The sequence below is a fragment of the Leptospira terpstrae serovar Hualin str. LT 11-33 = ATCC 700639 genome (genome assembly GCF_000332495.1).
GTDB classification, from domain to species: domain Bacteria; phylum Spirochaetota; class Leptospiria; order Leptospirales; family Leptospiraceae; genus Leptospira_A; species Leptospira_A terpstrae.
The window spans coordinates 1-4785 of the sequence record NZ_AOGW02000019.1 but is presented as its reverse complement, the minus strand read 5'-3'; the positions used below and the strand labels follow the sequence as shown (position 1 = coordinate 4785).

Annotated in this window: 3 protein-coding genes; all 3 read left to right on the top strand. The window is 33.6% G+C overall.

Features of this window, described 5'->3' with window-relative positions:
* The first annotated feature begins 1291 nt into the window (after positions 1–1291).
* Positions 1292–1954 carry a hypothetical protein gene (locus LEP1GSC203_RS18005; protein WP_002975527.1) on the top strand — a complete coding sequence of 221 codons (663 nt, stop codon included), beginning with the start codon at positions 1292–1294 and terminating at the stop codon, positions 1952–1954.
* A gap of 204 nt (positions 1955–2158) precedes the next feature.
* Entirely contained in the window at positions 2159–3400 is a 1242-nt protein-coding gene (locus LEP1GSC203_RS18000; protein ID WP_002975529.1) for a hypothetical protein, read from the top strand.
* A 223-nt stretch (positions 3401–3623) separates the two neighbouring features.
* Complete coding sequence (locus LEP1GSC203_RS17995) at positions 3624–4526, top strand: GDSL-type esterase/lipase family protein (protein WP_002975528.1); 903 nt, start codon at positions 3624–3626, stop codon at positions 4524–4526.
* Positions 4527–4785 lie beyond the last annotated feature (259 nt).

The window sequence follows — 4785 nt, the reverse complement described above, 5'->3', positions numbered from 1 at the left end:
TAAATTACAAAAATATTAATATTATCAGAAAATCCGATCGAAGGTTTAATTTATATTAGCTCTTGGTAGTATGCTTCATATTAATTGGACGAATTAGTAATTGCTAACACATTCTAACTAAATCTATTTTGAAATTGCTAAAAAAGAAAATAAGAGTAATTAGAATAAAATTCTTAGCAACAATTTTCAGAAACCTCTGACTTCGCATAACAGCAACTAACCGCTGCGCTTCGGGACTTCGCCCTCGCTTGGTCTGCGACACATAGGCTTTCTGTCACTCGTTTGCATCCGCAAACTCCGTGCCAGTCCCTAACGTCCCGTTCCGGGACTCAGGGTCAGCCTACGTCGGTTAGTCTAGTTCGTTATACGAAATAAACCAAACTAATATATTATGAACAAAAAAATATATTTTCATAGCTTCTTTACTTACTTTGACTAATTGTCTTTCAAGAAATGCCTTGAGAATTCAGGAAGAATTAAATCCTCAAATAAAGAATGATTCTTCAATTATTACAATAAAACTAAATAATTTCAATCCATCCAATGTTAGTATGGAATTTTATATTCAAGATATAGATTCTTTTGAAAAAAATGGAAATGTTTTCTCTCCAACTTTTTATTTTAGCGAAAATTTCAATTCTGATATAATTAACTTTTCTGTTCCAAAGGAAATATACTGGGTTTCTATTCATTAAATCGAAAGACACTATTCCTTACTATAGATCGATTATAGGAATGCATACTATCTAATTTTGGCATTAATAATGATTACAATAAAACTCCCGATTTATATAGTCCGTGTGTTCAAAAAACTGAACATGCAAGTGCTCTTTACTCAAGATATATCAAAAATACTAGATGCAATACACTCAACATAACTAATGATAAAATATTATTCGAATTTTCCTTAGACGATAAAAATGAAATTAATTACGGAAATACATTTTTACTACTCTGGTTTAGCGTTTCTTTCGCTTTCTTTAATGGACCTCAGCAATATCCTTATGCTTTGTTTCTTGTATCGCAAGGAATTGCCGGTGTCGTTATAAAAGATGTTCTAATAAATTTTGATAACCACCTGACTTTTAACCAATAAGCGGTTTACTTCGTATAACAGCAACTAACCGCTTCACTTCGGGACTTGCGCCCTCGTTCGGTCTGCGACACATAGGCTTCTGGCACTCCTCTTGCTTGCGCAAGCGTCGTTCCAGTCCCTAACGTCCCGTTCGGGACTCAGGGCCAGCCTACGTCGTTAGTCTAATTCGTTATACGCCATTTTTTAAAAAATATTATGAATATAAAAAAAATATTCTTTATGATTCTTCCCTTCTTTGGTTGCGCCCTCACTATTATTTCACCAGGAATCAATTCTAATTACAGATTAAACAAAACAGCAAGTATTAGATTTCAAGAAGCAGCTTTCTATGGATCAGCATTCTATGATCAGTCTGCTTTCTTTCTTGAGTATGAAAATTTGAAGGAAATTATTAAAGATCCAAATAATGCGACTTTTAATAAAGGTGATTTTTTACAAATTAAACAATTTAATCAAAACAATGTGAATCTTTTATACGAGTTTTGCTTTGATAAAAACAAGGATATTGATATTTTCGAAGATATTAAATATTATCAATTTAAACTTAATGAAAATCTGCCAATTTCGATCGTCTCTTACTTTTATCCTTACTCCTACTTTTATCGAGGAGGTTTTATAAAAAAAAATAGACCCTATTATATTAATGATCTTCATCCGTATAATGAAGATATTCTAAAAACTGGAAATGATTTTCAAATGTGTATTAGAAATATCATTTCATTTAATGAAAGCAGTCAAAAAAACAAAAATATTCTAGAAATTATTACACCAAGAGATCTTACTATAAATTTCACCTATGATTTCGATAAAAAATTCGTTTTATATAAAAATGAAGAAATGGAATTCTCAGCTAAGTAGGAAAATTCCTGTATAAAAAAAACGGCGTATAACAGCGACTAACCGCTGCGCTTCGGGACTTCGCCCTCGCTTGGTCTGCGACACATAGGCTTTCTGTCACTCGCTTGCATGCGCAAGCTCCGTGCCAGTCCCTAACGTCCCGTTCCGGGACTCAGGGTCAGCCTACGTCGGTTAGTCTAGTTCGTTATACGAAATTCAAAAAATATGAAAAAAATACACAATAACTTTTACAACTCAATAGAATCCTATTACCTAGCACAAGAACTACTTTCGAAAACTATTGCTGAAGCTGCTAGCAATGCAATCCAAGATTTTACGGAAGTGCTAGAAACATATGCTGAAAAAGAATCTGAACCCAACGATGATCAGGAGAAAAAAACTTACAAAATCCCGGTCATACATCACAACAAAATCAGAAAATCTCAAAAAAAAATAATCTCTCTGGGGAATGCAGCTAGATTTATGCCAAGGAGCTTAATTGTATCCTTAGTCTCACAAATAGATATTTTAATATCAGATATTCTGAAAAAAATATATTCACAACAAGAAAACTCTCTAAAAACAAGTCAAAAAACGCTTACATTTGAAGAAATATTTAATTATTCTGATTTAGAAGAACTCAAGTCTCGCATAATCGAAAGAGAAATTGAATCACTGCTTAGAGAAAATCACTTAAAACAGTTAGAACAATTAGAAACCAAATTAAATCTTACGCTCTTTTCAGATAAAGACCTCATTGCTAATTATATTGAATTAACGGAAAGAAGAAATTTATTAGTACATACGAATGCAGTAGTAAATGAACAGTATATAACAAATTGCAATAATACAAAATTCTGTAAAAACCCGGTAACTGTTCAGAAAGGCCAAATACTTGAAGTAGATTCCCATTATATCAGAAACTCCATTAATCTTGTTTTTGAATTTGGAATAAAATTTATACAAATTATTTGGAGAAAGCACTTCCCATCAGAATCAGCGGAGGCTGATTCTGAATTAAATAGCCTATGTTATAATTTAATATTTGATGAAAAATATGAAATGGCTCTAGTCTTTCTTAATTTTGCAACTTCAAAAGAGATAAAAATAAAAGAAGCGGAAATAGATAGATTTATTCTACTAAATAAAGCACAAACATTAAAATGGATGGGTAAAGAAGAAGAATGTCAAAAATTGCTAAATTCAACTTCTTGGAGTGGCTTAAACAATCAAATCTTAGTTGCGAAATACTCGCTTGAAAATAAGCTTGATGATGCTCTTTTACTGATGGGAAAAATTGCAGATTCAAATGACTTACCAAAGGAAGCATTCAAAGAATGGCCAATATTCAAGGAATTGAGAAAACATCCTAGATTTCCAGAAATTTATAAAGAAAAATTCAAAGAAGAATTTGAAGAAATAGATAAAACAGAAATCATACAAAATGAAACTTCACCTTCAGAATAAAAATCAAGCATTTTGAACTTCGTATAACAGCAACTAACCGCTGCGCTTCGGGACTTCGCCCTCGCTTGGTCTGCGACACATAGGCTTTCTGTCACTCGCTTGCATACGCAAGCTCCGTGCCAGTCCCTAACGTCCCGTTCCGGGACTCAGGGTCAGCCTACGTCGGTTAGTCTAGTTCGTTATACGACATTCGTCGGAATAAATTTTAATAAAAGAGAAAAATATGAAACAAAATATTAAGAAAATCCTATTTGCCTGTCTGCTAGTCATCTATTCCAACTTAACTAGTTTAACTGCACAATCGTTACAGCCCATTCTTATTCGACCTTTCGGTGATTCTATCACTTATGGTGTTGGTTTTTCTGATTGGGGTAATTGTTACGTTTCACAAATTAACCAACAACTTTGTATGCCTCCTGCATTGGCTGGAGGTGGATATAGAGGATGGTTGACTTTACTTGCTACTCAAGGTTTAGGATTATATTTTACTACTGAAGGTTACCAAAGCGGTGGATCCTATAATTTACAATGGATAACTAATACTCAAACTCATGATGGTTATCCAGGTTATCGAACAGACCAGCTAATGCAAATCTCAACCTTCGCTAGTTTTTCCAACTTTATATTATTACATGCTGGTACAAATGACATTCTACAAAATAAATCTTACGAAACCGCTGCTAATAACCTATTTATTATTATTAATAATATTCTAGCAGCAAATACAAATACGACTGTCGTTGTTGCTAAAATAATTCAAATTTCCTCCATTAATCAACAGTTTTCAAATCTAAATTCCCAAATACAATTATACAATAGTCTTATTGATAGTAAATATAACGCTCTACCACCAATTATAAAAGCTAGAGTCAGGGTAGTAAATATGTTTAATCTCTTAAATGATCAAAATGATTACTCACCTGATGGTATTCATCCAAATGCTTTCGGTTATTTCAAAATGGCATGTAATTGGATGGCGGGAATAAATAATTCAAATCCTTCTGGACCATGTACTGGATTAAATTTCGAAAAATTAAAAATACAAATGAATTCTAAAGGTTTTGGTGACAATGATTATAAATCGCCAAAAGATAAAATAGAAAAACTAATAAAAGGGGAACTGTAGCTCCCCTCTCTAACTCCGAACGTCGTATAACAACGGGGAAACGCTGCGCTTCGGCACAAGGCCTCGCTTGGGCTGCGCCACATTCCTCTCCGTCACGCTTTCTTGCGATCGCAAGAAGCGCGCCGACGCTAACGCCTGCGTTCGCAGGCTCAGCTACGAGGAACGTCGTCTCCCCTAGTTCGTTATGCGAAAGCTATATAAATTTAATCAAAAAGGAAAAAAAATGGAAGAAGAAACTTTAAAAAAAGAAATAAGGAAA